Below are 25854 nucleotides of genomic sequence, written 5' to 3' on the forward strand. Positions count from 1 at the left end.
AGATAGAGGCTTCTCCGTTTCCGTGAAACGGTGAAACGCTCTAGCAATTCCAGGAACAGTGCGTAGCGATTTCCGTTCGGGATTACATTGAAACATGGAGCGTTTCACCTTTTTCGTGAAATGCTCCATAGCTGCCTAATTCGACGGCCCTTTACTGATGGCTGACATGACCGCTGAACCAGCACCACGTATGGACCCGCAAGGCGCTCGCCAGAGCGCCGCGATGGCGGCTGTGCGCGTTGTCCGCCGGTTGCGCGATGCCGGCGACTGGCAGCGCGAGATGGAAACCATCCTCGAAACGCTCTGCAGCGCCATGAATTGCCAGCGCGGCATCCTGTTCAGGCTGCGCGAATTGCCCGGCCAGGGCTTCGCCCAATCGGTCGCCGCCTACTGGATCGATCCTCGCTTCGGCGGCGAACTGGCTTCGCCGACGGTGATCATGCAGTCGATCGTCGATACCGATCCGCTGCTGGAGCGGATTGGAGAGGACGAGCGGCAAGGCAAGATCTTCGCCGGCCATACGCGCGATCTCGACGGGTTCCTCAGGGCCGATTTCGAAAAGCAGCACATCAAGTCGTTCCTGTCGGTATCGGTGTTCGCGCACGGTCATCTGTGGGGCACGTTCGCGGTCAACGACTGCCTAAACGAGCGCGAATGGACCGAAGAGGAAGAGGCGACGATGCACATCATCGCGCTCGCCATCGGCGACGCCATCGAGCACTCGCCGTCCGACGCCCATGCCAGCGAAGTCATCCGCCGCACCATGCTGCAGGCGTCGCTCGACGCCATCATCGTCATCGACGAGACCGGCTCGATCATCGAATTCAATCCGGCCGCCGAAAAGATGTTCGGCTATCAGCGCAGCGACATCCTCGGCAAGGACCTGCTCGATACCGTGGTGCCGGAATATTACCGCAAGGGCTATGTCTCGGGCGCCGAATACATGTCTGGCCGCGGCGCGCCGATGGTTGGCCAACGGCTTGAGACCGTGACACAGAATGCGGCCGGCGAGGTGTTTCCCATCGAATTGACGGCGACCGAGATGCGGGTGGCTGACCGTCAGCTCATCTTCGGTTCGATCCGCGATCTGCGCGATAAGCTGCGCGCCGAAGAAGAGATCAACCGCCAGCGCGAAAAACTGCACCAGAACGAGAAGATGGCGGCGATGGGTTCACTGCTGGCCGGTGTTTCGCACGAGCTCAACAACCCGCTCGCCGTGGTCGTTGCGCAGTCGACGCTGCTGCATGAATTCGCCACCGACCCGCAGACCAAGGTTCGCGCCGAGAAAGTGCGCGCCGCTGCCGAGCGCTGCGGCCGCATCGTCAAAAGCTTCCTGTCGATGGTGCGCCTGCATCCGGCGGCGCAGGCCGAGACCGATCTCAACCAGGTGATCCGCGCCGCACTCGAAGTAACCGCCTATGGCGCACGCTCGAGCGGCATCATCATCGACACCGATTTCGCGCCCGGCCCGCTGCTGGCGATGGCCGATGCCGACCACGTCACGCAGGTGGCCGCCAATTTCCTGATCAACAGCCAACACGCTCTGGCCGGTATCGGCGGCGACCGCCTGATCAAGGTGCGGACATTCCGCAGCGATCGCGGCAACCCCGGGTTTTCGGTCGAGGACAACGGACCGGGCATTCCCGAGGCGATCCGCAGCCGCATCTTCGAATCCTATTTCACCACCAAGCCGGTCGGCGTCGGCACCGGCATCGGCCTGTCGATCTCGAAATCGATCGTCGAGCGCCACAACGGCAATATCTGGTTCGAGGAGGTGCTGCCGCGTGGCGCGCGCTTCGTCGTCCAGCTGCCGGTAATCACCGGCGGCGCGGCAGCAGCCGGCGACAGCCCGGCTCGTTCCAGCGGCTTGCGCCATGCGCTGATCATCGACGACGAACCCGACGTCGCCGGCTCCCTCTCCGACATCCTGGAACTGATGGGTATCAAGTCGCGGGTCGTGCCGGCCTGGACGTCGGCGGCGGCGACCTTGACCGGCCACATGCCGCCAGACATCGTCTTTTCCGACTTGCGCATGCCCGGCACCAGCGGCATTGCCATCTACCGCGAATTGCTCGCCGACAACCTGGCGCTGGCCAAACGCTTCGTGTTGGTAACCGGCGACCTGATCGGCGCCAAGGCCGAGATCGAAGCCTTGCCGGCGCCGCAGCGCCCGCAAATCCTGGAAAAGCCGTTCTCGACGCTGGACGTCCGCGGCGTACTCTCGGCAATAGCCGACCAGGTCGCCGCCGCCGGCTAAGTTTTCCGAAGCACCCACGTAGGGTCTATCGAGATTCGGGTCAGGCGGAGTCGAGAATGGTGGTTCCCGAGAACCGGAGCGGAGCGTACTTGAAGTACGCGAGCACCGGAAGCGCAGGGAACCTCCATGCGCAGGCCGGCCTCACCCGAATATCGATAGGCCCTAAAAAAGAGGCTCCCGACCGAGGGAAGCGGCGGGAGCCAAGAACGAGCGCGGGAGGAAGCGCTCGGGAGGTTCAGAAAACGTTGGGTGTCGTGGTCAGCGGCGCTGCGTTGGCGATCATGCGGACGGAACGCGCCTTGTGCACGCCGGACTGGGCGGCGATGACGCGCAGGCACTCCGCGCTCTCGGCGCCCCAGGCCTGACCCTGGCAGGCAAAATCGATTTCCGGCTCCGGCAGCCGGGCGGTCTTGATGGTGGTCGGCGCGCCCTGGACAACATTGGCCGGCGGGTTGAGCGAAGCAAAAGCCGGACCGGAAGCCGGTGTCAGGAACATGACGGCCAGAGCGCAGGCGCCCAGCATGGAGAACATCGCAACCGGATGGTCGCTGGCGCGCTGACGCAGTGCCAGTTTGGCGCGTCGTTCGTTGCTAGTGATCTCGACTTTCGTATGCATTGCTGCTCCCCTTCGTTTTCTTATGAAACGAACCTAAGCGCGCCTGGTAACGGGCGAATGATGCGCTTGGCTTGCCCGCGTAACAGGTTTGAAACAAGAAATTCGGGCATATCCGGACAGATCCGGTCATGTGCCGACGGCAAGATGCGTTTGCGAAGCTGTTTCATCCGGGCAATCAAATGTTGACGACAGGCGGGCCGCGAACGCACCAAGCCCGCTTCCTGTCGGCCGCACTATGAACAAGCTCACACTGCGGATCGAATTTGCGGACGCCAGGTATTTTCGTCTCGGAGCGGGCCGTGTTTGCAAGCTCGGCACGGCCAAATCCGCATGCCGGACAGCTATTTCACGCCCCCGGTTAACGCCCGGATATTCCGGGATTTTCTGGCTTTCAGCTGGTCCTGTTGTGCCGACTTGAAAAGTTGTGATTTCTACAAGCCATTGCATTTCAATGTAAAATATGGTTTTATTGAATGAGTATTCAATAAAAGAAGAGCTTTTTTATGAACCCGCATCTCCGTGACGTGGCGATCCCCAATGATTGGGACCGGCGGGGTCTGCCGGGCTGGAGTTATCACTCCGACGCGCTTCTCGAACTTGAGAAGGAATACGTCTTCCGCAACCATTGGCAGATCGCCGGCCATGTCTGCGACGTGCCGAATGCCGGCGACTATCTGACTATGGACGTGGTCGGCGAGCGGGCGCTCATCGTGCGCGGCAAGGACGGCGTCGTGCGCGCCTTCAACAACATGTGCCGGCATCGCGGCAGCCGCGTCGTCGCCGACAGCCAGGGCACCTGCAAGAACGCGCTGGTCTGCCCGTTCCATGGCTGGGTCTACAATCTCGACGGCACGCTGCGCGGCGCCGCCCGGCCGCGCTCCTTCCCCGAGCTCGACAAGACCGAATTCGGCCTGATGCCGCTCGACCTTGAGATATGGATGGGCTTCATCTTTGTCCGCTTTCGCAAGGGCGGCCCGCAGCCTTCGGTGGCCGAACTGTTGAAGCCGATCGAGGCCGAGATGGCACACTACAACGTGGCCGAGATGGTGCCGTCCTGGGGCATCTGGACACAGAAAACGCCGGTCAACTGGAAGTCGGTGCGCGACGTCGACAATGAAGGCTACCACGTCGCCATGGCGCATCCGGCGCTGCAGGATCTCTACGGCTCGACCTATTTCGACGAGCCGTTCATCAACGGCGTGTCGCGCTCGTTTGCCACCTACAATCCGCATGCCGGCCGGCGCTGGAGCGTGCGCGAATACATCAAGCTCACGCCCGATGCCTCACACCTGCCGGAGCATCTGCGCAGGGCCTGGATCTATTACGGCATCTTCCCCAACAACGCGCTGTCGATCATGCCGGAATCGGTGCAGTTCTATCAGGAGTTCCCGCTGTCGACCGGCGAGACGCTGCTGCGCGGCGCCATCTACCGCTACCCCGACGAGACCCGGGAACAGGCGGCCGCCCGCTATCTCGCCTACCGCATCGACCGCGATACCATGAACGAGGACGTGCAGCTTTCCGTCTGGTCAAACGAGTCCATGATCTCGGAGGCCTTCGAGGGTTTTTATCTCTCCGACCTCGAATACGGTGTGCGCACCCACCACGACCATCTGCGCAAGCAGATCCCGGTGCTGGGCCTGGAGACGGCGCCGGAGGAGAAGGACATGTGGAACCTCAATGAGGCTATGCGCTCGCAGGTGTAGGGGCGGAACTGCCAGTCACCCCTGCCACACGCCCTCTTTGCGCAGATCGTCCATGGTCCGCGAAATGCCTTCGCGCAGGATCGCCACCATGTCGTCGATCTGCTCTCGCGTGATGATCAGCGGCGGCGACATCACGCACATGTTGATCAGCGGCCGGACCAGGAGGCCGAGTTCGTGGCAATGCGCGTCGATGCGCTTGCCGACATCCTTGTCGAGCTGCAGCGGATCCTTGCTTTCGCGGTCGGCTACGCACTCGACGCAGCCCATCAGGCCCATGCCGCGGACTTCGCCAACCAGCGGCAGTTCCTCCAGCGTCTTCAACTGCGCCTGGAAATAGGGCGCGACATCGCGCGTGTGGGCCAGCACGCTGTCTTCCAGGATATCGAGGTTCTTCAGCGCCACCGCGCAGCCGATGGGATGACTGGTATAGGTCAGGCCATGGCCGAACATCGCATCGGGATGGTTGGAACGGCGCATTTCCTGAAGCAGCCGCTCCGAGATGATGACGCCGCCAAGCGGGAAATAGCCTGATGTAACGCCCTTGGCGAAGGTGATCATGTCGGGGTCGATGCCGAAGCCATCGCCGGAGGCAAAGACATGGCCGAGCCGCCCGAAGCCGGTCACCACCTCATCGGAGATATAGAGGATATCGTTGTCCCTGCAGATTTCGCGAATGCGCTTGAGATAGCCATCCGGCGGCACGACGACGCCGCCGGATGCCTGCACCGGTTCGCCGACGAAAGCACCGATCTTCTCTGCGCCGACGCGGGCGACCGCATCGCGAAACTGATAGACCAGGAAATCGCAGAAGGCGGCGATGTCAATGCCTTTCGGCCGCCGGAACGGGTCTGGCGAGGACAGTTTGACGACCAGATCGTCGGCGCCGTCCATCCAGTCGCGGTCGCGCGGCCGGCCGTTGAGCGAGGCCGACAGATAGGTCGAGCCGTGATAGGCGCCGCCGCGGCTGAGGATCAGCTTCTTTTCCGGCCGCCCGCGCACATTGTTGTAGAACTGCATGAAGCGCAGTGCCGTCTCGACAGCCGACGATCCGCCGGTGGTGAAGAAGGTATGGCTGAGATCGCCCGGCGCATGATCGGCGAGGCGCTTGGCGAGCTCGGCCGACGGCGCATTCATCGTATACCAGGGCGTGTTGTAGGACAGCATCATCGCCTGGTCGTACATCACCCTGGCCAGCTCCTCGCGGCGGTGGCCGACATTGATGCACCACATGCCGGCCGGCCCGTCGATCAGTCGCTTGCCTGTTACATCGGTGATGTAGATGCCATCGCCCTCGCCGATCAGCGCACGCGCTTCATTGCCGACCGAGCCGGCATAAGGCCAGGGCTGGATGAGATGGCGCTTGGCCAGCTCGACCGCATCGCCACCGTCAGCCATTTCCATCGCTCTTAGGTCTCTTGCAGCCGCCATCATTGCCTCGCATCGTCTGAGCGTAATTTCACCGGACAGAAAGCGAAGCGCCAAGGGCAGGAAAGCCGGCTTTCTTCACTTCATTTTGAATGTCCGTTCAATCAATATTACAGAAATAGCGCTTGATTTCAATGCACGGATGCGCTCATGATGAAAGAAAGCCGGCAAGCTTGAGCGCAACCAGCAAAGCGCGCTCCGCAAAAATTGGGAACAGGCAGCCGGCCCGGTCGATGGGAGCATCATGGCGGAACAGTTCGAGCCAGCAACCGAGATCACGCCCGGGTCGCTGCAATGACGGTAGCTGCCGAAGGGGTGCCCACGCGGCGCATGACGCGAGCAAGGCGAAACGCCCTTCTGCAGTCCGAGTCCGTCCAGGGCCTTGCCCTGATCAGCCCGACCTTGGTCTACGCTTTGATCCTGCTGCTGGTGCCGATCCTGGTGGTCTTCGCCCACTCCTTCTGGACGCAGAACTACCTCACCATCGACCATACATTCACGCTGGAGAATTATCGCATCGCGCTGACCGAGCCGATCTACCGCGATCTGCTCTGGCGCTCGCTCTGCATTTCGCTGACGGTGAGCTTTTTCACCGTCATCCTCGCCTATCCGATCGCCTATTTCATCTCGTTCCATGGCGGTCGCCACAAGAGCCTGTGGCTGTTCCTGATCACCATCCCGTTCTGGACCAGCTATCTCCTGCGCGTGATGTCATGGAAAGTCATCCTCGGCTATAATGGCGTGCTGAATTCCGGCCTGATGGGCCTCGGCATCATCGACGAACCATCGACCGCGCTACTCTACAATTCCAGCGCCGTCATCATCACGCTCACACACGCCTGGGCGGCCTTTGCCATCCTGCCGATCTTCGTTTCGCTCGAGAAGGTCGACCGCACCTTGGTCGAGGCTGCCACCGATCTTGGCGACGGCCCGCTGCGCTCCTTCCTGCGCGTGACGCTGCCGCTGTCGGCGCCGGGCGTCATCTCGGCCGCTCTCATCGTCATGATCCCCACCGTCGGCGACTACGTCACCGCAAGGCTGGTCGGCGGCAAGGATGGCGTGATGATCGCCAATGCCATCGAGTCGCAGTTTCACAAGGCCTCCAACTGGCCACTCGGCGCGGCACTGTCCGTGACCACCATGCTGGTCGTGACGCTGATGGCGGGCGCCACCGTGCTCATCATCCGCGCGCTGCAGAGGCTGGCGCGATGACGGCGAGGCGGCGCCTTTTTCCCGGCGGCTGGCTGTCCGCCTACGCCTTCCTCTACGTCGTCTTTCTCTATCTGCCGGTGATCTTCCTGCCGATCTTCTCGATCAACACCACGCCGACGCCAAAATTTCCTCTCACCGGCTATACGCTGAAATGGTACCAAGACCTGCCGAAGACGCCGGCGCTGCTTGACGCCGCCTGGAACAGCCTGATCGTCGGTATCTCGGCATCGGTGCTGGCGACGCTGCTCGGCATCCTCGCCGCCCGCTCGATCACCCGCTACCGCTATCCCGGCCGCCGCACAATCAATGGCCTGATCATGGCGCCGCTGGTGCTGCCGGAAATCATCCTCGCCATCTCCATGCTGCTGGTCATGCTGCAGTTAGGCCTGAGCCTGTCGCTGTTCACCGTCGTGCTCGGCCATGTCCTGATCTGCATTCCCTATTCGATGACGGTGCTGACCGCCGGTTTCGAGGGCTTTGACCGCAGCCTCGAAGAAGCCTCCGCCGATCTCGGCGAGAGTGCCTTCGGCACCTTCCGGCGGGTGACGCTACCGATGGTGGCGCCGGCGATCATTTCCAGCCTCCTGGTCTGCTTCACCATCTCGCTCGACGAGTTCGTCATCGCTTTCTTCCTGACCGGCACCGAGACGACGCTGCCGATCTATATCTGGGGCCAGTTGCGCTTTGCCGCCAAGCTGCCGGGTGTGTTGGCGCTGGGCACGCTGCTGCTGGTTGCCTCTTTCGTTTTGATGACCGTTGCCGAGATCCTGCGCCGCCATGCGGCCAGACGCACCCAGAGCGAGGGAGGCCTCTATGCCTGAGCAGTCCCGGGCCGAACGGCCTCAGGATGAGCCATCCAAGCAAGATAATTCCGAGCGGGCCCAATCTGATCGACCCCAAACCGACCGGGCAATGATCGAAATCCGCAGCGTTACCCGCAGCTATGGGGCGTTCAAGGCGCTCGACGACGCCTCGCTGACCATCAAGGAGGGCGAGTTCTTTTCGCTGCTCGGCCCTTCCGGCTGCGGCAAGACCACGCTGCTGCGCATGATTGCCGGTTTCGACAACCCGACCAGCGGCTCGATCTCGGTCGGCGGCCAGTCGATGGAAGGCATCCCGGCCAACCGCCGGCCGACCAACATGGTATTCCAGAGTTATGCCATCTTCCCGCATCTCAATGTCGAGCAGAATGTCGCCTATGGGCTGAAACGGCTCAGGCTGGGAGGAACGGAAGAAAAGCGCCGCGTCGAGGAAGCGCTGGCGCAGGTGTCGCTCACCGGCCTCGGCAAACGCCTCGCCACCGAGCTTTCCGGCGGCCAGCGCCAGCGCGTGGCGCTCGCCCGCGCCTTGGTGATGCGGCCCAAGGTGCTGCTGCTCGACGAGCCGCTGTCGGCTCTCGACAAGAAATTGCGCGAGCAGATGCAGCTCGAACTGCGCCGCCTGCAGCAGGCGGTCGGCATCACCTTCGTGCTGGTCACCCATGACCAGTATGAGGCGCTCGCTATGTCCGACCGCATCGCCGTAATGTTCGGCGGCAAGATCGCCCAGGTCGCCTCGCCCAAGGAAATCTACCAGCGGCCGGTCAACCGCCAGGTCGCCGATTTCCTCGGCGGCATGAATTTCGTAAAAGCGCAGATCGTCGAGGAGAGCAGCGCCTCGCTGGTCGTCGACACGCTGGGCTTCGGCCGGGTCAGGACCGACAAGCCGAAGGCCTTCGTGCGCAATGGCGGCGGCGCCACTCTGGGCATCAGGCCGGAGCGATTGCGCGTGCTGTGGGACAATGCGACGGCGAAATTCGAAGTGGCCGGCAAGGTGGTCGAACGCCACTATTTTGGCGAGATCACCCACCTGATCGTCGAGATACCCGGATTGGAAAAGCCACTGTCGGTCACCGAGACCAACGACTTCGGCGCCGACGATATCCCCGTCGGCACTTCGATCCGCCTCGGCTACGATCCGGAGGCCTTGGTGGCGATGGCGGACTGAGCATGATCCCGAAAAGTGGAAACCGGATTCGGAATAAGATCATGCTCCACTAAGAATTTTAAGTTCCGTCGCGATCTGTTTGGCTGCGATCCGCCCCATCACGATGGCGCCTTCGACATAGCCCGGGAATGACGGCGACAGTTCCGACGATGCGAAATGAACAGGATCTGCGCCGGCACGGATCGTGCGCTCGGCATCCCGTGCCGTCACATCGACAATAAGGTCGCTGTAGGCGCCGCCGCTCCAGCGGTCATCGATCCAGTCCCGCTGGCTGAAATCGATAATATCGGCCGCCTCCGGGCCAAGGGCATCAACGAGCCTTGCCGTGACCTCCGCACGCAGCGCCGCGTCCGCGAGCGGACGCCAACGCAACGCCAGTGGTCCGCCGACGAAGACGACCAGCGCGGCATGTTGCGCATCCTTGCTGGCGTCACAGGCGAACAGGCCCGGCAGGTCGCGCCACATCACCATGCCGCACAGGTCGCGCTCGCGCCAGAACGGCGTGGGATAGCGCACCAGGATCTTGATCACCGCACCGCTTTCCCAGACGCCGAGCGCCTTTGCGAGAGCCGGCGGCAGAGCGGGCGCGAAATCCAGCTTCGCGGCCGTCGCCGGCGGCAGCGCGACCAGCACTTTTCGCGCTTCGATGGCGCTGCTTGCCGAGACGGCACGAACCCCTTGCGGCCCGTGCTCGATGCGCGTAACCGGCTCGTTCAGCCAAACCCTGTCGCCGAGATCTCCCGCCATGTCCTCGGCCAGCGACTGCATGGTTTCGAGCAGCGAATATTGCAGCTCGGGCACCTCGTTGGTGATGCGGCGGTCATTGTCGATGAGGTACCACAGCGGCACCTTGTCCATCGCCAGGCACCACAGGCCTTCGATCATCGAGCGGAAAGCCGTCTTGGCGTCAGTGGGATCATGCTGGCGTTCGAGCCAGGCGGCAGCGCTCATGCCGGCGATCGAGGGATCGTCCGGCTCGATCGCATTCATCCGCTCGCGGATTGCCATCGCGCCATGATAGGACCGTTCGGCCTCTTCGACCGACAGCGATGGATGGGTGATGAAATCGCCATTCACATAGGTTTCGACGAAGGCCTTGCCACGGGACGCGGCCAGCGCCGTCACCTCCGGCATGTCTTCGCAGAAAAACTGGCCGCCGCTGTCGATGCGCTCGCCAAGCCCGTTGCGAATAGCCTCGACCCTGCCGCCGACGCGGTCGCGTGCCTCGAGCAGCACGACATCGATGCCGGCCTTTCTGAGCTCAAGTGCAGCCGACAGGCCGGTGAAACCGGCGCCGACGATGACGACATCGGTTCTTTCAGTCCTGTCGCTCAATAGCCGGCCTTGATCTTCTCGAATTCCGTGACCATGCGCTGCTTGAGCTCAGGCGGCACCGGCTGCTGGAACAGCGTCTTGTCCAAGAACTTGTCGAGATTGTCGAAGCCACGGTCGCTCAGCACCTGATGGTCGATCGCGGCCATCCCGGCGCTGTTGCCGTGGCCGTAGCCGAAGGTCTTGACCAAGTAATCGGACACGGCATGCGCGTTGACCGCACTGAGGAAATCATAGGCCTGGTCGAGCTTGCCCGGCGCATCCTTCATCAGCACATAGCCGCACACCCAGGTGGATATGCCTTCCCTCGTGTCGCGGTTCATGGCGATCGGCATGCCTTGGCCCTTGAGCGTCACGAAGGTCTCATTCCAGCCCCAGACGAGGTCGACCTCATTGCCGGTAAAGGCCTGGTTGAGGTCGGTGTCGTCGGTCCAGTAAAAGCGGACGTTCTTGTGGACGTCACGCAGGAAGGCGGACGCCTCCTGGAACTGCGCGTCGGTCATCTTGGTCCAGTCCTTGAGGCCGATGACCAGGCTGGCCAGCGCATAGGCGTCATCGACATTGTCGCCGATGGTGACGCGGCCCTTGAATTTGGGATCGGCGAAAATCTTCAGCGACTGCGCTTCCTCCGCCGTGACCTTGTCGGTGCGGTAGAGCAGCGAAGTGTTGCCCCAGTCGAACGGCATGAACCAGGCCTTGCCGTCGGCGGTGACGGCGAGATCCTTCATCGCCATGATGCCGGGATTGAGATCCTGCCAGCCGGCGATCCGGGAGGTGTCGAGCGGCTGCAGAATGCCGGCCGCGCGCCACTTGGTCACGCTTTGCGAGCAGGGGTGGGCGATGTCGGCCTTGAAGCCGGCGCGCATCTTCTGGAACGCTTCCTCCTCGTCGCCGAAGAAAGCAAAGGTCGGCTCGGCGCCGTATTTGGCGGTGTAGTCGGGGTGCAGCAACGGATCTTCATAACCCGACCAGTCGAACACGACGAGGTCTCCGCCGCCTTCGGCATAAGCAAGCACGGCGCCTGCGCCGACCGTAAGGGCGGCAGCAAGAGCAAGGCGGCGAAGCATGGAATTCATGGCGCGAAACTCCTCATCGCGAAAAGCGGCCGGGCGACGTTACGGAATTTCAGCGGCCTTGGCGAGACCGTCTGCCCGGCGCACTGACAGGCAGACGGAGGAAGCCGGACAGAGCTTTAGTACCCCGCCTTGATCTTCTCGAATTCGGCGATCATCTTGAGCTTGAGCGACGACGGCACGGGCGATTGGAACAGGGTCTTGTCGACGAATCTCTGCACATCGTCATAGCCCTTTTCTTTCAGGATCGCCGGGTCGACGCCGGCCATGCCCTTGGCGTTGGCCTGGCCATAACCCCAGTCCTTGACCAGCACCTTGGCGGTCTCGGGATCGTTGATCGCGTTGAGGTAGTCATAGGCCTTGTCGACATTGCCGGGTGCGTCCTTGAACAGCACGTAGCCGCAGACCCAGGTCGAGATGCCTTCGTCCGTATCCTTCTTGGACTTGATCGGCACACCGGCAGCGACGGATTGTACCGTGGCATCGTTCCATGCCCAGGCGAGATCGACCTCGCCGCCGCTCAGCAACTGGACGACGTCCGTGGTATCGGTCCAGTAGGAGCGGACATTCTTGTGCACCTGGCGCAGGAAGTCGGACGCCTGCTTGAACTGGTCGTCCGTCATCTTGGTCCAGTCCTTGAGCCCCATGGCAAGGCTGGCCAGCGCATAGGCGTCGTCGACATTGTCGCCGATCGAGACCCGCCCCTTGAACTTGGGATCGGCGAAGGCCTTCAGCGACTGCACATCCTTCGCGTCGATCTTGTCGGAGTTGTAGGTGAGCTGGGTGTTGCCCCAGTCCCACGGCATGAACCAGGCCTTGCCGTCCGAAGTGGTGGCCAGATCCTTCATCGCCATGATGCCGGGATTGAGATCCTTCCAGCCGGTGATCCTCGAGGTGTCGAGCGGCTGCAGCAGCCCCGCCTCGCGCCACTTTGTCACGCTCTGCGAGCAGGGATGACCAAGATCGGCCTTGAAGCCGGAGCGCACTTTTTCGAAGGCTTCGTCCTCGTCGCCGAAGAAGGCGAAGGTCGGCGAGTCGCCGTTCTTCTCGGCATATTTGGGGTGGAAGCTCGGGTCCTCATAGCCGGACCAGTCGAACACGATCAGGTCCTTGTCGGCGGGGACCGCAATCGCCGCGGCCGAACCAGCCAGCGTCGCCGTCAGCGCCAATGTCAGTGTCAGGCGTCGGGCTATTCTTTTCATGCTGTTCCATCCTCTTTGTTTCTGATTGTTCGCTCCGGCTTGGATCCGCCGGTTGTTGTCAACGTCCGCTGTCCGGCGGGTAGTGCTTCGGAAAGGCGGCCGACAGGAATTCGTTTGCCGCCTGTAGCGCGCTCTCACGGGTGACGTCCTCGGTCCCCATCATCAGCCGCAGCCACAAGCCCTCCAGCATGGCGCTGAGCGCCAGCGCCATGACCTGCGGCTCATAGCCATAACCACCGCCCTGCTTGAGCGTGGCACAGAGGTCGATGAAGATCTTCTGGTAGGCCGCGTCGCGCGCGCCGCACAGCGCCTGGTAGGTCGGCCGCGACTTGGCCTCGCCCCAGAACGCGCACCACGCCGCGAGCTTGCGCTTGTTGCAGATCGAACGGTCGAAATCGGCGGCGACCAGCGCCCGCAGCTGCCGGGCTGGATCCTCGCCGGCCTTGGTCAGCGCGACGCGCCAATGCGCCGCATATTCGTCGGCCATATAGGCCAGGGTGGCGACGAGCAGCTTCTCCTTGCTCTCGAAATGGAAGTTGACGATGCCGCGCGACAGGCCGGCGCCGTCAGCGACATCGGCCATCGTCGTTTCCGAATAACCGCGCTTGGCCAGCGAATCGATGGTCGCTTCGATCAGCTGCTGTTGCCTGACCTCCTTCGACGCCTTGCGGCCGCGTTTTTCCGGCTCGGTTTTTCCAGACGTGTCGGAGGATCGCTCTTCGCGCGCTGCAGCTTTCATCGGTGCCGTCATGCTCCACATTGCCGGCTATCCCACCACAGCCGGCTTCCACCCGCGAAGATGAGTGGGACGGTGCTCGCCACTGTCAAGCACCTTCTGCATGGCTTCCCAGGTCTTGATGTTCTTGTCGACATAGGCCGCTCCGACCGCGACTGCCGCCGTCTCGTAGAGCGGGCCTTTCAGCCTTTCCAGCTCGCCGCGTGCGACCTCGCGGTACCAAGAATTGCGGTCCTTCACAGTGACATCGGCAAAGCCGGCGCTGCGCATCGCTTGCGCATAGCGTGCCGGCGAGGCCATGGCGAAGGACAGGCCTTCGGCCGCGACATAGGCCTTCATCTCAGATGACGGCTCGCCGTCATGGCCGATCAGCCAGTCGGAGGCGGCAAGGACGCCGCCCGGCTTCAGCACGCGGAAGATTTCCGCAAACAGCGCGTCCTTGTCGGACACGTGCACCAGCGCATCCTTGGAGAAGACGACATCGAACGAAGCGTCGGCAAAAGGCAGCGGCCCCGGCGGCGCCTGGACGAAGCTGGCGCGGTCTGAAAGCCCTCGTGCAGCGGCATGCTTTCTGGCCGCCTCGATCACCGGCCGCTCGATGTCGAAGCCGGTGGCATGAGCAGCACCGTGGCGCTCCACCAGATGCAGCGCGATGCCGCCGGAGCCGCAGCCGATGTCGAGGATCGTCTTGCCCCTGAGCGACAGCCCTTCGACCACCCGGTCGACCTCGTCTGGTCCGCCCGGCGACAGATAGCCCTCGCCCCACAGCGCCTCGAGGAAGCGGATCGCGGCGTCGTCATATTCCGGCTCGCCATCTGCCGTTTCGATCATCAGACCTTAAGTCCCGTCAGCCGAATTGCGCAGGTTCGAATGCCGGCAAAGCGTAGCGTATTAACAGGAAAACGCAATATCATTTGTTGAACATTCATTCAGAACGGCTGGACAGAATAGCCGCTGCCGTGCCAAATTCCGCGCATTCGGCGACAAATCACGCGAAAATGAAGGGTCGAGCACCATGAAGGCTGGGCGCGAATGAAAGCTTGGGATGCGATCGTCATCGGCGGCGGACACAACGGCCTGGTCAACGCCTGCTATTTGCAACGCGCCGGGCTCGACGTGCTGGTGGTGGAAAAGAACGACTGGGTCGGCGGCGCCGCCACCAGCCGCGAGCTGACGCCGGGCTTCCTCTACTCCAACTGCTCCTATGTCTGCTCGCTGTTTCGCCCCGAGATCATGCGCGACCTCGAACTGCCGCGTTTCGGCTTGCAGGTTATTTCCTATGAGGGCGGCGCCGTGTTCACCCGCGACGGCGACTACCTCGCCAACTACCGTGACCACGATGCGCACCGGCGCGAATTCGCCCGCTTCTCCAGGCGCGACGCGGAGGCCTATGACCGCTATTCGCGCGACGTGACGCGGCAGTGCCGTTTCATCCAGCCGCTGCTGATGCGCACCGCACCGGACCCGGCCAGTCTCAAGCCGCGCGACCTCGGAGAGCTTCTCTATCTCGGCAAGAAATTCGTCGGCCTGTCATCAGAAGAAATGGCGCTGACGCTGCGCTTCTGGACCATGTCGATCTCGGAATTCCTCGACGAATATTTTGAGACCGATGTCATCAAGGCGAACTTCGCTTTGTCCGGCATTATCGGTACCGCGCTCGGGCCGATGTCGCCCGGCACAGCCTACGTGCTGCTGCACCATTATATGGGTGAGGTCGACGGCTCGGTCGGCGCCTGGGGCTATGCGCGCGGCGGCATGGGCGCCGTCACCAAGGCGCTCGCCGCTTCCTTCAAGGCGTCCGGCGGCGCTATCCGCACCGGCGCCGAGGTCGACCATGTGCTGGTGAGCCGAGGCAAGGCCAAGGGCGTGGTGCTGGCCGGCGGCGAGGAGGTCTACGGCAAGCTCGTCGTCTCCAACGCCGACGTCAAACGCACATTCCTGAAACTGGTCGAGGAGAAGGAACTGCCCGACATTTTCCTGCGGCGGGTCAGGAACTTCAAGATCCGCGGCTCCTCCGGCAAGGTCAACATCGCGCTGGATTCTCTGCCGGAATTCCCGGCACTGCCGAAGGATTCACCCGTTTATCGCGGCGACATGCATTTCACCGATTCCATGGAGCGCATGGAGCGCGCCTATGACGACTGGAAGGTCGGTCGCTGGTCGGCCGACCCATTCCTCGACATGGTCATCCCAACGACGCTCGACCCGACCATGGCGCCGCCGGGCAAGCATTTCATGAGCTGCTTCGTGCAGTACGCACCGCCCAAGGTGAAGGGCCGGGACTGGACCGATGCCGACCGCGACGGTTTCGCTGAAAGCGTGGTTGCGCAGATCGCGGAATACTCGCCAGGCTTCCGCGACCGCATCGTCCATATGGAGGTGCGCACGCCGCGCGAGATCGAAGCCGAGGTCGGCCTCACCGAAGGCAACATCTTTCAGGGCGAGCTGACCTTCGACCAGTTGCTGTTCAACCGGCCGGTGCCGGGCTACGCACAATACCGCTCGCCGGTCGGCGGGCTCTATATGTGCGGCTCCTCGACACATCCCGGCGGCGGCGTCATGGGCGCACCCGGCCGCAATGCGGCAGCCGAGATCCTGCGCGACCTCGCCAAATCGACCTCCCATATGAGCCCGGCCCATGACGTCATTTGATGCCATTATCATTGGCGGTGGCCACAACGGCCTTGTCGCTGCCGCCACTCTAGCGAAAGCCGGCCGCAAGGTGCTGGTGCTGGAAGCGGCCGGCGATGTCGGCGGCGCGGCGCGCACCGAAGAGTTTGCGCCGGGTTTTCGGGTCTCCTCGATCGCGCATGTGCTGAACCGCCTGCACCCCGACGTGGTGAAGACATTGGAGCTGGAGAAACACGGGCTGCAGGTCACCCGTACAGACTTCATGCCGTCAGTCGCCTTGGCGAGGGACGGCCCGCCGCTTGTCCTGCATGGCGCCTATGGCGAAGTGCTGACCAGCTCCACTCCGTCCGAGCAGTCCGCCTGGAAGGAATTGCGCGCGCAACTCATGCGCTATGCCGGCATCCTGAAACCGTTCCTGTCGCGGCGCCCGCCCGATCTCGGTGGCATGTCCCTGCTTGAAACCGCAGCGCTCGGCCAGACGGCCGTGGCGCTGAAAAAGCTCGGCAAGGAAGACATGCGCGATTTCCTGCGGGTGCTCCTGTTGAACGTCGCCGACCTGCTCGACGAACAGCTTGCCGATCTCAGGCTGAAGGGCCTGCTTGCCTTCGACGCCACGCTTGGCAGCCACCTCGGCCCGCGTTCGCCCACCTCGCTGCTTGGCCTCTATTACCGGCTGGCCGGCGAGACTGACGGTGCGGCCGGGGCACAGATGCTGCCGAAAGGTGGTATGGGTGCGGTCGTTGCCGCCATTCGCGCGGCGGCGGAGAAAGCCGGCGTCACCATCCGCACGGCAGCGCCCGTGGCCAGAATAGTCGTCGAGAAAGGGCGCGCCCTCGGCGTGACCCTCGACGGCGGCGAGGTGCTGCACGCCAGAACGATCGTCTCCGCCATCAACCCGGCGACGACCATGCTCGATCTCGTCGGCCCGCGCGAGATCGACACGGGTTTCGTGCGCAAGGTAAAGAACATCCGCATGAGGGGCGACGCGGCGAAGCTCCATCTGGCGCTCGAACGGCAACCGCAATTTTCCGGCGTCGGCGCCGATAATCACAAGGGCCGTCTGGTCATCGCGCCCTCGGCCGACCATGTCGAGCGCGCCTTCAACCCGTCAAAATATGGCGAGTTCTCAGCCGAACCGGTGATGGAGATCACACTGCCCTCGCTCTCCGACCCGTCGCTCGCGCCAAGCGGCGCCTGCGTGCTGTCGGCGATCGTGCAATACGCGCCTTATGCGCTGAAAGAGGGTTGGGATGCCGGCAAGCCGAAATTCCTCAAGGCTGTTATGGCGCAGCTCGAAGCGTACGCCCCCGGTATCGGCAAGTCCGTGCTGCATGCCGAGCTTTTGACGCCAGCCGATATCGAAGCCAATTGCCGCATGCCGGGCGGCCATTGGCACCACGGCGAATTGCAGGCCGACCAGATGTTGATGTCGCGGCCCGTCTCCGGCTGGTCGGGCTACGACACGCCGATCGAGGGGCTGTTCCTCGCCGGCGCCGGTTCGCATCCGGGCGGCGGCGTTTCGGGTGCTCCCGGTTTGAATGCGGCGCGGCGCATCATCGCGACGAAGGGATGATCGGATGTTTCAGCCAGTCAACGCCGCACTTTACGGCGAAGGAATGCCGTCATGACGAGTCCGATCAACAACGCCGCCCGCACCACAGCGCAGTCGCATTTCCGCACACTGCGTCTCGGCACGCCGTTCCAGCCGCGCATCGATGCGCTGGCCAAAACTCAGGACTGGTACAATTGGGCCGGCTATCGCGCGCCGCATTCGCTGTGGGACGAGGAACTCGAATATTTCGCCATCCGCAGCCAGGCGGCTTTGTTCGACATCTCGCCGATGACCAAATACCGCATCGAGGGGCCGGATGCCGAAGCCTTCCTCGATCGCGTCACGCTGCGCGATGTCACCAAGCTGAAACCGGGCCGCGTCCACTACACCGCATGGTGCGACGACGAAGGTTTTGTCCTCGATGACGGCACGCTGTTCCGGCTGTCGCCGACCCGCTTCCGCCTGTGTTCGCAGGAGCGGCACCTGCCCTGGCTGCTCGACAGCGCCATCGGTTTCGAAGTGACCGTCGAAGAAGAGACTGAAAGCGTCGCTGGTCTCGCTCTGCAAGGCCCAACCTCCTTCGCCGTGCTGCGCGAGGCCGGCTTTGCCGGCGTTGAAAAACTCAAAGTGTTCGATCTCGCCGAGTTCCCGCATGACGGTAGCACCGTCACCATCTCACGCACCGGCTTCACCGGCGATCTCGGCTACGAACTGTTCGTGCCGGCCGAAAAAGCGCTCAGCCTCTGGGACCGCCTGATGACGGCAGGCGAACTGCGCGGCATCCGCGCCATCGGCTACGCCGCCCTCAACCGCGCCCGGCTGGAAGCCGGCCTCATCGTCGCCAATGCCGACTTCACCACCGCCGAGCATGCCATTCGCGCCGACCGTCTGCGCATGCCGGTCGTGTTCGGTCTCGGCTTTATGGTCGATTTGGGAAAAGGCCATTTCAATGGCCGCCGCGCCATGCTCGAAGCGCGCGCCAAACGCAAGCTGCGCCACATGCTGGTCGGGCTGGAGATCGAAGGCAACATCCCGGCCGAGCACGCCATCGTCTACCACAAGAAGCATCAGGAGGTCGGGCTGGTCAGCGCCGCCATCTGGTCGCCGATGGCCAAGCGCAATATCGCCATCGCCTCGCTGACGCGTCCCTATGGTGATACGATGGTGGAAGACCTCTGGGTCGAGATCTACGCCATGCGCGAGTTGCAGTACCAGAAGCTGATGAAGCGGGCCAAGGTGGTGGCCCGTCCTTTCATCAAGCTCGACCGCCGCACCGCCAATCCGCCGGCGGATTTCTGATCATGGCCGACGAACCGGATGATGAGACGGAAGCCGCCGAACAGTGGCAGCTGGTCAACACGCCGCTCGGCGAAAAATGGTCGGGTCGCGCCCGCTATGCCGCCGCCATGTACTTCTACAAGCGCGGCGAAATGAGCGCCGAGACGCTCGAAGTCTACCGCATCTGCGCGCGGCTGGACTGGGAGAACCCGCTGCCGATGATCAGGGATCGCGGCGGCCAGGATTGGCTGAAGCGCATGGGCGCTTAAGCCTCAGCCTATGGTTCTTTCGAGAACGCTCAGCCAGTTGCGATAGGCTATCTTCTCGATCAACGCGCGTCCGAAACCGCGCGCGGCCAGCGCATCTATCAGCTTCGGCAGACCGGCAACGTCGCCGATGACGGCCGGAATCATCGCCCCGTCGAAATCCGAGCCGAGACCGACGCCGTCCTCGCCCAGCGCCTGCAGCAGCGAGTCGACATGGCGCACCATGATGTCGAGGCTGGTGTCCGAATTCATCCGTCCGTCTTCACGCAGGAAGCCGGTGGCGAAGTTGAGCCCGACCATGCCGCCGGTCTCGCGGATAGCGCCGAGCTGCCAGTCCGTCAGGTTGCGCGAATGGGTGCACAGCGCATGCACGTTGGAATGAGTGGCGACCAGCGGCGCATCGCTGAGCGCGGCGACATCGCGAAAGCCCTTTTCGTTGAGATGTGACAGGTCGACCATGATCTTGAGCTGATTGCAGGCCTTGACCAGCGCCTTGCCGGCATCGGTCAGCCCCGGTCCGGTATCGGGCGACGACGGAAAGCGGAACGGGACGCCATGGCCGAAGGCGTTGGGTCGGCTCCAGACAATGCCGAGCGAGCGCAGGCCGGCTTCGTAGAGCACGTCGAGCAAGGTAAGTTCGGGATCGATCGCCTCGACGCCTTCAATATGAAACACCGCCGCGATCGAACCTTTCGCCATCGCCTCGCGAATGTCACCGGCACTGCGGCAGACGGTCAGCGCCCCCGCTCGCTCCAGCCGAAACAGGATCGAGGCCATGCCGATGGTGGAATTGAGCGCATCAGCGCGTGGCAGTTCCGGCGGCAATGGCTCATTGTCGCTCGGCGCCGGCGGCACCGCAGAGCGTTTGCTCTTCTCGACCGGCGGCGGGAAGATCGCGAACATGCCGCCGGCAAAGCCGCCCTTCTTGGCGCGCGGCAGATCTATATGACCGCCCTGCGTCCCCTCGATGAACAGCTTTTCGACGTCGGTGTCTTTCGACTGGTACAGTCGCAGCAGCGTGTCGTTGTGGCCGTCGAAGACGGGGACGAGATCGGATTCGGTCATCAGGAAGCCATTCGGTCAGTTGGCAGGAGCGGACGAACCGCAGCGAACTGTGTACTTAGGCAAGAAGGCCGAACTGCGCAAATGCCAGAGAGGCGTTCGCTCTTGTGGCTGAGCGACTCCGACCACCTGCCGGGTCCCCGCTGCTTCGCAGCGTCCCGGCGTTCGCCGGCCTTTCATCGTGCCACCGGCACGATGAATTCGCCTTCGGCGACCGGCAACTCACCCCACAAGGGGAGAAGGGAAAAAGGTCTATTGCTTCAGCACATCCGCCCATTCCGGATGGCGGCGGAACTGGGCGTTGGCGAAGGGGCAGAGCGGGATGATCTTCTTGCCCACTGCCCGCGCGTCCTCGACGGCGCGTGTGACAAGCCGAAGGCCGGCGCCCTGGCCGCGAAACACGTCCGGCACTTCGGTGTGATCGATGATGATCTGGTGCTCGCCGACCTTGGTGAAGGTCATTTCCGCCTCGGCGCCGCCGGGTCCGCGCAGCACATAACGTCCCTTCGAGCCGCGGTCCTCGAGTTCGATCTCAGGCAATTCGTCAGGCATCGCTTGCTCCTTCAACCGGCGCATCGGCAAAAAGCCGCCTCGCCGCTTCGATCTCGTTTGGTCGAATTTCGTGGCCGCCATCGTGCCACTCCACTGTGACATCGGCGCCATCGGCGCGCAAATAGGCCTCCAGCCGGGATGTCAGGTTGGGCGGGCAGATCGGGTCGCGCTTGCCGGCGGTGACCAGGATGCGGCGTCCGGCAAGGCTGCCCTGCACCTGCGGTTCGAACGGGATCAGCGGGTGCATCAGCACCGCCGCATCGAACAGCTCGGGCGCGGCGAACATTACGGACGCCAGGATGTTGGCGCCGTTGGAATAGCCGAGACCCAAGACCGAAGATGGCCTTGCCGCTGCCACCTGCGCCTTGATGAAACCGGCCATCTTGGCGGTCGCCCGCGCGAGGTCGTCCATGTCGTAGACGCCCTCGCCGGTGCGGCGGAAGAAACGCGCCGCACCATGCTCGGAAACATCGCCGCGCGGCGATACGATCGTCGCCTGTGGCGCGAGGTCGCGCCCGAGCGACAGCAGCTGGCTCTCGTCCGCGCCGGTGCCGTGAAAGACGAAGAGCAGCGGGCCGCCGGGCGAACCCGGCAGCGCCTTATGGATGTAAGCTTCCTTGCTCATCGTCTCAGCCTTCCAGCTTCTGCAGATGCTCTTCAAGATAGGGCCGCAGATGCTGGTGCTGCGTCGGCAGTTTCAGGGCTTCGCCGAGATGGGCGGTGTCCTCGTCGCGGTCGAAGCCCGGCTCATTGGTGGCGACTTCGAACAGCACGCCGCCCGGCGTTCGGAAGTAGATCGCCCAGAAATAGTCGCGGTCGATCACCGGCGTCACGCCATAACCCGTATCGATCAGCGCCTTGCGCACTTCGAGCTGCTGGGCGCGGTTCTCCACCGCGAAGGCGACATGGTGGACCGAGCCGGCGCCGAGATTGGCAAAGCCCGCGGTAGGAAGCGATTCGATATCGACGACATCAGCGCCGTTGCCGTTCTTGATGGCGAGCCGGCTGACACTGCCGGACTTGTCCACTTGCTCATAGCCCATGAACTTCAACAGCTCTTCCGTGGCGCCACCATCCTTCAATCTGAGCGAGACCGAGTGGAAGCCGCGTATCGCCTCATCAGCGGGAATGCCGCCTTTCAACCATGGCGCGCGGCTGTCCGCCTTGTCTTCGACCAGCGCGAAACCGTCGCCGTCGGGACCGGCGAAGGCCAGCCGCTTCTCGCCGAACGTCTCTTCGCGGGAGACACCCGCAACGCCTTCATCGGCGAAGCGCTTTTCCCAATAGCCGAGCGTGCCGGCCGGCACCGAATAGGCCGTGGTACCGACTTCCCCGACGCCATGGCGGCCCCTGGCAATGTCCGGGAACGGAAAATAGGTCATCACCGAGCCGGGCGTACCGTGCTCGTCACCATAATAGAGGTGATAGACATCTGGCGCGTCGAAGTTGACGGTCTTCTTGACCCGGCGCAGGCCGAGCTTGTGCGTGAAGAAATTATTGTTCTGGCGCGCATCGCCGGCCATCGACGTCACGTGATGCAGGCCCTTGATCTGGTCGAGCATTGTCTTGCTCCTTCCCTTCGGTTTGCGGCTCTTGCCGCTGTCCACGCCTATATGAGGGGCCGCCTGGCAATGGCAAAGGCGGCAAACTCAGAATGGACTGTATCCCAATAGTGAACAGCAGGAAATTTTCGTTCACCATTTAAGCAAGACTGACAGGCTTGCGCTGCCGCCAAATTCCGGTTCATTGAACGTCTTCCCGACGTGACAGGATAGAGCATTGGCCGCGAAAAGCAGACGCCCGAACATCCTATTGATCTCCTGCGACCAATGGCGGGGCGATTGCCTGTCGGCTGCCGGCCATGCCGTGGTGAAGACGCCGAATGCCGATGCGCTCGCCGCCGAAGGCGTCCTTTTCATGCGGCATTACGGCGGCGCGGCGCCCTGCTCGCCGGCCCGCGCGTGCCTCTACACCGGCCTCTACCAGATGAACAATCGCGTCTGCCGCAACGGCACGCCGCTCGACGCCCGCCACGGCAACATGGCGCTTTCGGCCCGCGCCCTCGGCTATGATCCGACTTTGTTCGGCTACACCGACGTCTCGCCCGATCCGCGCACGATGGCGCCGGGCGATCCCCGGCTGAAAAGCTATGAGGGCGTGCTGCCCGGCTTCAGCGTTCGCCAGTTCCTGCCTGAGCATCAGAAACCATGGCTGTCATGGCTGAAGGCACGTGGCGTCGACACCAGCGCGGGCTCTCCCGGCATTCACCGCCCCGTGGGCGGGGAAGCGGGCGACGCCGTGACCAGCGCGCCGCCTGTCTATTCCAGGGACGAGACGCCGACCGCTTTTCTTGCCGGCGAATTCATTCGCTGGCTGGACGAACAGGATTCGCCATGGTTCGCGCATGTCTCCTTCATCAGCCCGCATCCGCCCTTTGTCGTACCGCGGCCCTACAACACGCTGTATGATCCGGCGGACGGACCGCCCTTCCGCCATGTCGAGACTTGGCAGGCCGAGGCGCAAAGGCATCCCTATCTGGCTTACGACCTTGGTCGCCAGAAGCGGAGAAGCTTCCGCCCCGGCACCGACGGCCACGTGCGCGACTGGGGCGACGACAACATCCGGGCCATCCGCGCGATCTATTACGGCATGATCTCGGAGGTCGACGCGCAGCTTGGCCGCATCTGGCAAGCGATCAAGACGGCGAATGCATGGGATGACACCATCATCGTGCTGACTTCGGACCACGCCGAGATGATGGGCGACCATTTCATGCTGGGCAAAGGCGGCTTCTTCGACGGCAGCTATCACATCCCATTGATCGTGCGCGACCCGCGTCACGGCAATGCAGCCGGCTCGACCGTCAACCACTTCACCGAGGCCGTCGACATCTTCCCGACCTTGCTCGATCTGCTGGACGCCGACGCCCAGCTGCATCTCGACGGCCGCTCGCTAAAACCGTTCCTGCAAGATGAACCGCCTAAGGATTGGCGCGACGCGGCGCATTGGGAGTTCGACTTCCGCTCGATTGCCAGCGGTGAGGCCGAACGGCATTTCGGCATCGGCTCGCGCCAGTGCAACCTCGCCGTCATCCGTACGGAAAAATTCAAATACGTGCATTTCGGCGGCGGCCTGCCGCCGCTGCTCTTCGACATGCAGAAGAATCCGGGCGAACTGGCCAACGTTGCCGCCGACCCGGCCTATCTCAGCGTGCGGCTTGAATTTGCCGAGCGACTGCTTGCCTGGCGCGCCGAGCATCTTGACCAGTCGTTGGCGCTTGCAGAGCTGACGGACGAAGGGGTGGTGGATATGTGGTAGGCAGTAGGCAGTAGGCAGTAGGCAGTAGAATGTTCTGGCGGCCTGATTGCCTCGTCACTCGGTTTCGCCTACTGCCCAATCCCTACTGCCTATTCCCTTACTGTACCATCATCCGCTGCTGGTCGCGCTTCTCGGCATAGCTGCCCTTGTCATACGCAGCCTGCGCCTGCAGCTGCTCCTTGGTGAAGTTGGTGTAGAGATATTTGTTGCCGTCCTTGTCGGTCATGAATTTGAGTTTGTCCATGCCGACCGCGACCTCCTTGGCGCCGATGCCTAGAAAGCCGCCGACATCGATGATGACGGCATCCGGCTTGCTGTCGGGCGTGAGCACGACGTCGCCGATCTCGCCGACCTTGGCGTCGTTGGCGCCATAGACGGTGGTGCCCTTCAGGTCGTCGCCTCTGATGTTGCCGACCGGCATTTCGGTCAGTGTCGACTTGTCGATCGCTGCCGTTTGCGTCGGATCGGTGGCTTTTGTACCGGCCGGAGCTTCCGCGGTCTTGTCCGCTGGCTGAGCATTGTCAGCCGGTGCAACGGCCGTCGGGGCAGCGGGAGCAGTCGGCTGCGTTGCGTCGGAGGTTGTCGTCACCGGCGCCGGATCATAGGGCTTGCGGTCGAAATCAGGCTGCGCCTGCAGTTCCTCCTTGGTCGTCTGCGCCACCAGCCAGCGATCGCCGTTCTTTTCGGCCCACCGTGCCTTGGCGAAATCATAGGTGACGTTCTTTTCACCCATGCCGAGGAAGCCGCCGACGCCGATCACCAGCGACTGCGCCTTGCCATCCTTGGTCAGCACGATGTCATTGACGTCGCCGATATTCTGGGCATCGTCGCCAGTGCCATTGTAGACATTCTCGCCGATGATGTTGGTTGCGAGATTGCCGTCAGCGCGTTTCACCGCCGGTTCTGACGGCGCGGCGTTGAGATCAACCGGCTTCTGCGGGTCGTTCTGCGCCGTGGAAGCAGGCGCCGGGGCCGGATCGTAAGGCTTACGGTCGAAGTCGGGCAGCGCCGTCAACGCTTCTTTCGTCGTCTCGGCGACGAGCCAGCGATCACCATTCCTCTCGACCCATTGCAACTTGCCGTAGTCGAAGGCGACGTTCTTGCTGCCTATGCCGAGGAAGCCGCCAACGCCGATAATGGCGGATTTCGCCTGGCCGTTTTCATCGAGGACGACGTCGCTGACGTCACCGATCTTCTGCGCATCGTCGCCAGTGCCATTGTAGACAGACTCGCCGATGATATTGGTCATCAGCGCGCCGTCGGCCTGTTGCGGCGCCGGCGCGATGGTAGCAGGGGCTTCAGCCGGCGCTGGGGTCGTCGCCGGGGTCGTCGTTGACTGCGCAAACGCACCGGTAGCGATCAGCGTTGCCAATGCGGTCGTCGCGAACAGTGTGCGGATCATGATTAAGTCTCCTCTTGCGTGATCTCATGTGCGCCGCAATCGGCAAACCACTTGCCGGGAGACCGAAGGCGGCGCCTCCAATGGGATCACAACGTTGTGACAAGGCGCTTGTTCCGAAAAAACGGGAGCATCGAAATACCCTGGGCAAGTCCGCGGAATCGCCCGACATTCCCACCCGGCCGATGGAACCTTTCCCAAGCTTGCCCGTTTCAGCCTGCGGCTGGCATTCCGGCCGCTAAAGAATACGG

At 62.9% G+C, this 25854-nt stretch carries 22 protein-coding genes; 10 read left to right on the forward strand and 12 right to left on the reverse strand.

The genetic code is table 11. The annotated features are described in order from the left end of the window. The first annotated feature begins 166 nt into the window (after positions 1–166). The gene (locus NKJ18_RS20220; RefSeq protein WP_023670065.1) at positions 167–2257 is read left to right on the forward strand and encodes a hybrid sensor histidine kinase/response regulator; all 2091 of its coding nucleotides are present in this window, start codon (positions 167–169) and stop codon (positions 2255–2257) included. Between the two features lie 235 nt (positions 2258–2492). Here the strand turns inward: NKJ18_RS20220 and NKJ18_RS20225 are convergent, their stop codons facing one another. Beyond that, positions 2493–2873 (reverse strand): hypothetical protein, encoded by a 381-nt coding sequence (locus NKJ18_RS20225; protein WP_023670066.1) that lies wholly within the window; start codon positions 2871–2873, stop codon positions 2493–2495. A gap of 503 nt (positions 2874–3376) precedes the next feature. On the opposite strand from NKJ18_RS20225, the gene NKJ18_RS20230 reads away from it, so the two are divergent. Continuing rightward, positions 3377–4579: an aromatic ring-hydroxylating oxygenase subunit alpha gene (locus NKJ18_RS20230; protein WP_023696407.1), complete on the forward strand. Its 1203-nt coding sequence runs from the start codon at positions 3377–3379 to the stop codon at positions 4577–4579. Positions 4580–4594: 15 nt separating this feature from the next. Here the strand turns inward: NKJ18_RS20230 and NKJ18_RS20235 are convergent, their stop codons facing one another. Beyond that, complete coding sequence (locus NKJ18_RS20235; protein ID WP_352759371.1) at positions 4595–6007, reverse strand: aminotransferase; 1413 nt, start codon at positions 6005–6007, stop codon at positions 4595–4597. A gap of 291 nt (positions 6008–6298) precedes the next feature. Here NKJ18_RS20235 and NKJ18_RS20240 point away from each other — a divergent pair, with 291 nt between their 5' ends. From NKJ18_RS20240 to NKJ18_RS20250, 3 genes are all read left to right on the forward strand, one after another. Beyond that, positions 6299–7216 (forward strand): ABC transporter permease, encoded by a 918-nt coding sequence (locus NKJ18_RS20240; protein ID WP_352759373.1) that lies wholly within the window; start codon positions 6299–6301, stop codon positions 7214–7216. Then, on the forward strand, positions 7213–8037 hold the full coding sequence (locus tag NKJ18_RS20245) for an ABC transporter permease (protein WP_023745792.1): 825 nt from the start codon (positions 7213–7215) through the stop codon (positions 8035–8037). The genes NKJ18_RS20240 and NKJ18_RS20245 overlap by 4 nt, the downstream gene beginning before the upstream one ends. A 91-nt stretch (positions 8038–8128) precedes the next feature. Continuing rightward, positions 8129–9202 (forward strand): ABC transporter ATP-binding protein, encoded by a 1074-nt coding sequence (locus NKJ18_RS20250; RefSeq protein ID WP_352656681.1) that lies wholly within the window; start codon positions 8129–8131, stop codon positions 9200–9202. Between the two features lie 39 nt (positions 9203–9241). On the opposite strand, the gene NKJ18_RS20255 is transcribed toward NKJ18_RS20250, so the two are convergent. The 5 genes from NKJ18_RS20255 to NKJ18_RS20275 form a co-directional block, all read right to left on the reverse strand. Next, positions 9242–10537 carry a flavin monoamine oxidase family protein gene (locus NKJ18_RS20255; protein ID WP_352759376.1) on the reverse strand — a complete coding sequence of 432 codons (1296 nt, stop codon included), beginning with the start codon at positions 10535–10537 and terminating at the stop codon, positions 9242–9244. Beyond that, complete coding sequence (locus NKJ18_RS20260; RefSeq protein ID WP_023690122.1) at positions 10534–11610, reverse strand: extracellular solute-binding protein; 1077 nt, start codon at positions 11608–11610, stop codon at positions 10534–10536. The genes NKJ18_RS20255 and NKJ18_RS20260 overlap by 4 nt, the downstream gene beginning before the upstream one ends. A 116-nt stretch (positions 11611–11726) precedes the next feature. After that, a complete protein-coding gene (locus NKJ18_RS20265; protein WP_352759377.1) occupies positions 11727–12809 on the reverse strand; it encodes an ABC transporter substrate-binding protein in 1083 nt (360 codons plus the stop codon). A 58-nt stretch (positions 12810–12867) separates the two neighbouring features. Beyond that, the gene (gene betI, locus NKJ18_RS20270) at positions 12868–13548 is read right to left on the reverse strand and encodes a transcriptional regulator BetI (protein WP_023690120.1); all 681 of its coding nucleotides are present in this window, start codon (positions 13546–13548) and stop codon (positions 12868–12870) included. A 27-nt stretch (positions 13549–13575) separates the two neighbouring features. Next, on the reverse strand, positions 13576–14376 hold the full coding sequence (locus tag NKJ18_RS20275; RefSeq protein WP_023690119.1) for a class I SAM-dependent methyltransferase: 801 nt from the start codon (positions 14374–14376) through the stop codon (positions 13576–13578). Positions 14377–14577: 201 nt separating this feature from the next. Between NKJ18_RS20275 and NKJ18_RS20280 the strand changes: the two genes are divergently transcribed. The 4 genes from NKJ18_RS20280 to NKJ18_RS20295 are packed head-to-tail and all read left to right on the forward strand — an operon-like array spanning position 14578 to position 19275. Then, a complete protein-coding gene (locus NKJ18_RS20280) occupies positions 14578–16197 on the forward strand; it encodes a phytoene desaturase family protein (protein ID WP_023835004.1) in 1620 nt (539 codons plus the stop codon). After that, positions 16184–17749: a phytoene desaturase family protein gene (locus NKJ18_RS20285; protein WP_352759381.1), complete on the forward strand. Its 1566-nt coding sequence runs from the start codon at positions 16184–16186 to the stop codon at positions 17747–17749. Before NKJ18_RS20280 ends, NKJ18_RS20285 begins: the two co-directional genes overlap by 14 nt. 51 nt (positions 17750–17800) lie before the next feature. Then, complete coding sequence (locus NKJ18_RS20290) at positions 17801–19027, forward strand: aminomethyl transferase family protein (protein ID WP_352759384.1); 1227 nt, start codon at positions 17801–17803, stop codon at positions 19025–19027. Positions 19028–19029: 2 nt separating this feature from the next. After that, a complete protein-coding gene (locus NKJ18_RS20295) occupies positions 19030–19275 on the forward strand; it encodes a hypothetical protein (protein WP_352759386.1) in 246 nt (81 codons plus the stop codon). A 3-nt stretch (positions 19276–19278) separates the two neighbouring features. Here the strand turns inward: NKJ18_RS20295 and NKJ18_RS20300 are convergent, their stop codons facing one another. The 4 genes from NKJ18_RS20300 to NKJ18_RS20315 form a co-directional block, all read right to left on the reverse strand. After that, on the reverse strand, positions 19279–20337 hold the full coding sequence (locus NKJ18_RS20300; protein ID WP_023715013.1) for a dipeptidase: 1059 nt from the start codon (positions 20335–20337) through the stop codon (positions 19279–19281). A 249-nt stretch (positions 20338–20586) separates the two neighbouring features. Beyond that, the gene (locus NKJ18_RS20305) at positions 20587–20886 is read right to left on the reverse strand and encodes a GNAT family N-acetyltransferase (protein WP_023683956.1); all 300 of its coding nucleotides are present in this window, start codon (positions 20884–20886) and stop codon (positions 20587–20589) included. Further along, the gene (locus NKJ18_RS20310; RefSeq protein ID WP_023727286.1) at positions 20879–21511 is read right to left on the reverse strand and encodes an alpha/beta hydrolase; all 633 of its coding nucleotides are present in this window, start codon (positions 21509–21511) and stop codon (positions 20879–20881) included. The genes NKJ18_RS20305 and NKJ18_RS20310 overlap by 8 nt, the downstream gene beginning before the upstream one ends. 4 nt (positions 21512–21515) lie before the next feature. Next, the gene (locus NKJ18_RS20315) at positions 21516–22448 is read right to left on the reverse strand and encodes a VOC family protein (protein ID WP_023724468.1); all 933 of its coding nucleotides are present in this window, start codon (positions 22446–22448) and stop codon (positions 21516–21518) included. 217 nt (positions 22449–22665) lie between these two features. On the opposite strand from NKJ18_RS20315, the gene NKJ18_RS20320 reads away from it, so the two are divergent. Continuing rightward, positions 22666–24204 (forward strand): alkaline phosphatase family protein, encoded by a 1539-nt coding sequence (locus tag NKJ18_RS20320; protein WP_352759390.1) that lies wholly within the window; start codon positions 22666–22668, stop codon positions 24202–24204. Between the two features lie 97 nt (positions 24205–24301). On the opposite strand, the gene NKJ18_RS20325 is transcribed toward NKJ18_RS20320, so the two are convergent. Beyond that, a complete protein-coding gene (locus tag NKJ18_RS20325) occupies positions 24302–25606 on the reverse strand; it encodes a PRC-barrel domain-containing protein (protein ID WP_023715017.1) in 1305 nt (434 codons plus the stop codon). Positions 25607–25854: the final 248 nt, after the last annotated feature.

Source organism: Mesorhizobium sp. M0217 (assembly GCF_040321955.1).
Lineage (GTDB): Bacteria > Pseudomonadota > Alphaproteobacteria > Rhizobiales > Rhizobiaceae > Mesorhizobium.